This is a genomic window from Noviherbaspirillum sp. (assembly GCF_036846085.1).
Taxonomy (GTDB): domain Bacteria; phylum Pseudomonadota; class Gammaproteobacteria; order Burkholderiales; family Burkholderiaceae_D; genus Noviherbaspirillum.
Map to the genome: position 1 here is coordinate 1,564 of NZ_DAIUCO010000254.1, position 6,157 is coordinate 7,720.

A 6,157-nucleotide genomic window follows, 5' to 3' on the forward strand; every position below is an offset into this window, starting at 1 on the left:
GCGGCGGATACTGATGCGAAGGGACGATCTTACCGACCCGCGACACTCGCACGGTGGCATCGTCGCCGACGGCGGCCAGCAGGCCGTTCTGTCCCAGGCTGCTGAATTCAAACGACAATGCGAGGAATGCGGGCTCGACCGACACCACCACCACGCCATCGAAACCGCCGTCCGGTCGGGTCAACTTGCGGGAAAACTGGATCACCGGGCGGCCGGACAGGCGCCCTGTCAATACCTTGCTGATATACAAGGTATCCTGGCTGTTATACATATGCGCCTTGAAGTGCTCACGGTCGGCAATGTTGACCGGCCTGTCGATGGGAACGGTACTGGTAAGGGTATTGCCCTTGCTGTCGGCGATCGCTACTAGTACCAATTCGGAAGACGGAAACAGGCCTCTGGCGCGGGCGGTGTCCAGCTTGAGCGTACCTTTCGACAATTCCCATTCGTATTTGACATGCAACGCAATCTGGTCGATCGCTTCAAAATTGCGCGCCAGATGATCCGCATAGGCTTGCGCCAGAGTCGTGCTTTGCTGTAATGAGAACTGGTGGATTTCCTGTTTGTCGGTATCCAGCTTCATCAACAGCATGGACCATCCGAGGATCGTCAGTGCAAGGATGAGCAGAGGCCAGACGAGCACCTTGTCGAAGTGGCCTTTGAGTTCATCCAGATTTTTGCGGATCTTCCCTGGTCGGTGCGAGGGTTTATGGTGGATGGTTGAAAATGATTGTCGTGCCAAAAGCTTCTCCGATACCGATTAAACAAGACATCCAGCGGAGATGTGGTGAACGACCCGGTGATCGGGTGCAATGCCGCTGCCGACGAACCGGGAAATTTCCTGTTCGCCATGTCAGGCAGTCTGATATGACACGTGGTGCGGAGATTGGTTTAGCGTTTATGCACGCGGATCGCGGCGCGATGAGGAAACACGCTGCATTTGCATGAAAGGCAATGTTGTGGATGTGGCACTGGTTGCACGGCCGGCACGTGCAACCATGCCCAGGTGTCAGGCCTTAAGCCATTCGATATACCGGCTGACGCCGGTGGCAACATCGGCGAACGGCTTGTCGTAGCCGGCCTGGCGCAACTGCGCGATGTCGGCCTGGGTGAAGCTCTGGTATTTGCCCTTGAGCTTGTCCGGAAAGGGAATGTATTCGAGAAGACCCTGCGTAACGATCTGTTCCAGCGTCAGCGGTGCGCCCGCAGGTTTCAGTGCATTGACCACCGCGACCGCAATATCGTTGAATTGTTGCGCGCGTCCGGTGCCGAGATTGAAGATGCCGCTTTTTTCCGGATGCTCTAGGAAGAACAAATTGACGTCGACGACATCGTCGACGTACACGAAGTCACGCATCTGCGCGCCGGCGTCGTAGCCGTCGTGGCCGCCGAACAATTTCACTTTTCCGTTGGCGAGGAACTCATGGTATTGGTGGAATGCAACCGATGCCATCGTGCCCTTGTGAATTTCCCGCGGTCCATACACGTTGAAGTAACGCAGTCCCACGACGGGAGCGGCCGACTGCCTGCCGTGCGTGGCCCAGAATTTTTTCACGTACTGGTCGAACAGGAATTTTGAATAGCCGTAGACATTCAGCGGCCGTTCATACTGCCGCTCTTCCTTGAAGACCGTGCTGCTGCCGTATACCGCCGCGGAGGATGCGTAGATGAACGGAATGTTCTCTCGCTGGCAGAACTCGAACAGCGCGATGCTGTATTGGTAGTTGTTGCGCATCATGTAGCGCCCATCCTGTTCCATCGTGTTGGAACAGGCGCCCTGATGCAGCACGGCGGAGAACTTGCCGTTGAAGTCGCCGCGCTCGAGCCGGACAAGAAAATCTTCCTTGTCCAGATAGTCGGCGATTTCGGTGTCGACGATATTGATGAACTTGTCAGGCCGCGACAGGTTGTCCACCGCGAACACGTTGTAGGGCTCGCGCCTGGTCAGCGCGTGGACGAGGTTGCTGCCGATGAAACCTGCGGCGCCGGTGATGAGAATCATGGGTATCCTTTGTATGTCGCTATGCGGTGGTGATGGTGCTGCGCTCGCCGCTCAGCATTGGCTCGAGCGGTTTCCACACCATCTCCGTCGAGATGTCCTTCATGCAGCGATGATGCCCGAGCGGGCATTCGCGCTGCTGGCACGGGGCGCATTCAATGTGCAGCCAGAGAATCGCGGCCAGCTCCGACAGGGGCGGCGTATGGCGAGGGTCGGTCGGTCCGTACACCGCAACGAGAGGGCGTCGCAATGCGGCGGCGATATGCATCAGCCCGGAGTCGTTGCAGACGACCGCGCTCGCTTTGGCGATCAGCGCGATCGCCTCGCTCAGCGACGTTGCGCCGGCGAGGTTGCGCACGCCCGGTGCGGCGGCAACGATGTCATCGCATACCGGCTTGTCCTTGCCCGATCCCAGCAAAAGGATTTCCGCATCGGGATGCGACTGGCGCAGGATGTTCGCCAGCTCGGCATACCGGTCGGATGGCCAGCGCTTCGCCGATCCGAATTCCGCCCCGGGGGCAAACACAACGACCGGTACGCCGGCGGGCACGCCGACGCGCTGCATGACGGCGGCCGACGCGTCATCGGCAACGGACAGTGACGGCTGCGGCAACGGGGCGTCCTGTGGCAGGTGCCGTATCGGCGCATCGGCCAGCGCCGCGTAGAACGCCGCCATCCGGCGCGGCGCGGCAGGCTCGTCGTGATGAATCACATTCAACAGACCGTAGCGCATCTCGCCCTTGTAACCGACCCGCTTTGGAACGCCTGCCAGCCAGGGGATCAACGCGAACTTCATGGTGTTGGGCAATACATAGGCTTCCGCATAGCCGCGCGGCTTCAGCATCGCAGCGAACCTGCGGCGCTCGCCCAGTTGCAGCTTGCCGTGCTTGAACGGCGTCTCCATCACGGTATCCACTTCCCGCATCGCCCGCCATACCGGCGCGACCCATGCAGGCGCAAGCACGTCGATCGGCCATTGCGGATGCAGCTCGCGCAGGCGCCGCAGCAGCGGCTGTGCCATCACGGCATCGCCGATCCAGTTCGGCGAGATGACGAGTATGCGGGGAGAGGATGTGTCTGTTTTGTTCATGATGATGGATTGCATGGGCCGGCGACGGGTTCGTCCGCCGCCTGCGTCGCGCACGTCGGAAGCGTGCGGTAGTTTACCCGCTTGCCTGTCAGGAAGCCACCTCGGGTCGGTAACCGGGCAGCGCGCGGTGACGGTGTCATTGTCCAATATGCTGCTGGATTCGCTCTGTCGAAGCAGTTGCATCAATGCAAGTGCCGCCCGTGCATAGGCAATCGACGCCAGAGTACGGAGTTGCCTGCCTGTGTCGGATCCAGCCCGGAGGGCTGCCAAATGCACCCTGGGAAGTCTGTAATGTGGCAACTTTGACAGCCGCTCGGACTCCAACCCTAACCTGTAAAATCGGAACAATAATGCTACGAGATTTCGACCAGTCAACAAGCGACTTCGGGTGAAGACAGCATACCCGTCGTGCCGATTTGCTGCATGAATGGCTGCCTTCGCCGCTCTTCCGATGCGTCGCTTTCATCATTTTTATGGTTGGAATTGCTGGATTTTCCAGCGAACGACCCCATATTTCATCCATAGCACCCTCTCATCCGGACGACACGGTAGCCGATGTCGAGGCTTCCCATTTACCGGCACGGATCACATCTCCCCGGTGCCCGACGCTCCAGTGCAACATGGCCCCCATGCTGCATTGGTACTTCTTTTCTATTACGGCTTTTTGGCCGGTAAAGCGAATGGCAATGACACTTTCCAATTCCACCGACGCGCCGAAGGACGTCGACCTGTACAAGCTGACCACGCAGGTTCACCGGCATATCGGTTTTCAAAAAATACGCATGGGAGCGATGCTGTGCGTGCTCGAGGACGCCGGGGAATGGCGCGGCCGGACCGCGGCCCGCAGCTTCCGCGGCTTCCTGGTCGAAGAAGGGATTCACCCGCAGGCAGCACGCCAATACATGAAGGTTGCGCGGAAGTTCGTGCTGGAACTCGATATCCCGAACCAGGATTTGCTTGCGATGTCGCGGGCGAGCATGCGGGTGCTGTGCGCGGCCGCCGATGTCGCCACGCCGGACAATCTCGACGAACTGGTCAGCATCGTCGCGACGCTGCCGCGGCCGGAAGCGCTCGAAGAAATCCGGGTTCGCTTCGCAGCCGTGCCTGCGCAGGATGCAACGGAAAAGCTGGTCAGCAGGCCGGTCGGCAGGATATTGTCCGAAGTGGGCGAACTGACACAGATGCAGCGCGCCGAACTCTTTTCCAGGCTGGGTATCCAGTCAATTTCCTCATCGGGCTCCAATGTCTCCTCCTGAAATCACGCGTTCCTCCGACCGGCGGCGGCAACATCCCGATTCGCAAAGCGGCAAGAAGGAAAAGCCGGCCCGGTCGAGCAAGTCCTATGCGATCTGGCACTTGAGCCGGCGGGAACTGAGTGCCGCCGAACTGCGCAAGAAAATCATCCAGCGCGGGTATTCCGAAGAGGAAGCCGATGAGGCGATGGCCTTCGTCCAGGCGAACAACTACCAGTCCGACGAACGGTATGCGGGCATGAAAGCCCGCTCCACCGCGCACCGGGCGGGGAACCGGAAAATCCAGATGGACTTGCGCACGAAGGGCGTCGAGGACACCGTGGTCCGGGCGCAGCTGGATACGCTTGCCCCGGAAGCGGAGCGCGCCATCGAAGCAGTGGAAAAATTCCGCAAGCTTGCCGCCGAAGGCGTCTCGCGCGAACTCGGCGCCAAGGTCTGGCGCTATCTCGGCTATCGCGGGTTTTCCGGCGATGCGATCAAGCAGGCGCTGCAGGCATTGGCACAACCGGCGCAGGATGCCGACTAGGCATTCCGCTGCAGCTGCGCCGTCATCGCGATCTTGCTCATCGCCGCGATCCCGATGCCGACCGCCAGCCACAACGTGAGGCCGCGGCTGATCAGCGAAGCCGAAATGGCATCGCCCTGGCTCATGCCGACGGCATTCAGGAGCAGGGCGATCGCCGCTTCGGTGGCGCCCAGCCCGCCCGGAATCATCGACGCCACGCCGGCAAGTATGCTCAGGCAATAGATCGACATCACGTCGGTCGCCGGTATATCGTAGCCAAGGGCCTGCACCACCAGGTAGAGCGAGAAACCCTGCGCTGCCCAGGCCAGCAGGCTCAATGGCAATGCACCGGCAAGCCGCCTGCCGGACAGCACGAAGCGCACCGTATCGATCCCGTTGGCGGTATGTCTGCCGACGGCGTGCCGCTCCAGGCGCGTGGTGAGAAAGGCCATGATCCGCGAGCGCAGGAGCACCGCCATCAACAGGAAGAACGCGACCGCGCCCAGCGCCCACGCGCGGTGTTCGGGAAAGATGAACACCGCAAGGCCGGCAAGCAGGCCGACGACGATCAGGTCCAGCAGCCGTTCGGCGATGAACACGCCGATGCTTTCGGCATAGCGCACGCCATAGGGCTGAAGATAGATGGAGCGAACGGTCTCGCCCGCCTTGCCGGGAGTCAGCGTCAGGGCGAATCCGGAAAGGTAGATTTCCAGATTGCGCATGACCGGAATTGGATGTCGGAGGGCGAGGAGAAACCGGTGCCAGCGCATGAACCTGGCGAGGTAACTGACCAGCGACAGGGCAATGACCTGGAACCACATGATCACGGGCGTCGTCCTTACGGCGTCGCCGAAGGCAGACCAGTCCGCCATGGTTGCCATGCCCATATACACCAGCACGGCGAGCGCCACTGCCAGCGACAATGTTCTTATCGGTATTTGAGAAGGCATAAGCACATAAGAATGCACCGGCAAGGGAAAACATCACCTTGACCGAATGACGTGAATTTTCTTTGAATGACGTTTCGTTGCCCTGACCGGCAAGGGAAGGCGCGTTGTTTCCCGCATCCCGAAGGACAAATGGCGACCGGCAACCGCTTTCGCGATACGCGTACCATGGAAACGTACCATGAACGCGATGCCGGCCCGTCAAGATACCTCAATCGCCGCCGAAGCATGCATCGGAACATGACCTGCCGAACGGCGATGGAGACCTGAAATGCGATTCTGCAAATTTTGACGCAAGTCAATTTTTTTGAAAATCCCGTTTGCTACATTCGGTGCTTTCCAGCAGGAGACCACCGTGCAGCC

At 59.9% G+C, this 6,157-nt stretch carries 6 protein-coding genes; 2 read left to right on the forward strand and 4 right to left on the reverse strand.

Features of this window, described 5'->3' with window-relative positions:
- From V7080_RS21485 to waaF, 3 genes are all read right to left on the reverse strand, one after another.
- Positions 1 to 742, reverse strand: a 742-nt coding sequence (locus tag V7080_RS21485) for a PDC sensor domain-containing protein (protein WP_442947268.1), incomplete at its 3' end; no start/stop codon positions are given.
- A gap of 267 nt (positions 743 to 1,009) precedes the next feature.
- Positions 1,010 to 2,002: an ADP-glyceromanno-heptose 6-epimerase gene (rfaD, locus tag V7080_RS21490; RefSeq protein ID WP_334190431.1), complete on the reverse strand. Its 993-nt coding sequence runs from the start codon at positions 2,000 to 2,002 to the stop codon at positions 1,010 to 1,012.
- 19 nt (positions 2,003 to 2,021) lie between these two features.
- Positions 2,022 to 3,089 (reverse strand): lipopolysaccharide heptosyltransferase II, encoded by a 1,068-nt coding sequence (gene waaF, locus V7080_RS21495; protein ID WP_334190432.1) that lies wholly within the window; start codon positions 3,087 to 3,089, stop codon positions 2,022 to 2,024.
- 686 nt (positions 3,090 to 3,775) lie between these two features.
- Here waaF and V7080_RS21500 point away from each other — a divergent pair.
- On the forward strand, positions 3,776 to 4,345 hold the full coding sequence (locus V7080_RS21500) for a hypothetical protein (RefSeq protein ID WP_334190433.1): 570 nt from the start codon (positions 3,776 to 3,778) through the stop codon (positions 4,343 to 4,345).
- Positions 4,332 to 4,868, forward strand: a complete 537-nt coding sequence (locus V7080_RS21505; protein WP_334190434.1) for a regulatory protein RecX — start codon at positions 4,332 to 4,334, stop codon at positions 4,866 to 4,868. The genes V7080_RS21500 and V7080_RS21505 overlap by 14 nt, the downstream gene beginning before the upstream one ends.
- Here the strand turns inward: V7080_RS21505 and V7080_RS21510 are convergent.
- A complete protein-coding gene (locus V7080_RS21510; protein ID WP_334190435.1) occupies positions 4,865 to 5,770 on the reverse strand; it encodes a lysylphosphatidylglycerol synthase transmembrane domain-containing protein in 906 nt (301 codons plus the stop codon). The genes V7080_RS21505 and V7080_RS21510 overlap by 4 nt on opposite strands.
- Positions 5,771 to 6,157: the final 387 nt, after the last annotated feature.

Coding starts and splice junctions, on each gene's coding strand:
- rfaD (WP_334190431.1), bottom strand. CDS start 2,002: ATGATTCTCATCACCGGCGCCGCAGGTTTCATCGGCAGCAACCTCGTC.
- waaF (WP_334190432.1), bottom strand. CDS start 3,089: ATGAACAAAACAGACACATCCTCTCCCCGCATACTCGTCATCTCGCCG.
- V7080_RS21500 (WP_334190433.1), top strand. CDS start 3,776: ATGACACTTTCCAATTCCACCGACGCGCCGAAGGACGTCGACCTGTAC.
- V7080_RS21505 (WP_334190434.1), top strand. CDS start 4,332: ATGTCTCCTCCTGAAATCACGCGTTCCTCCGACCGGCGGCGGCAACAT.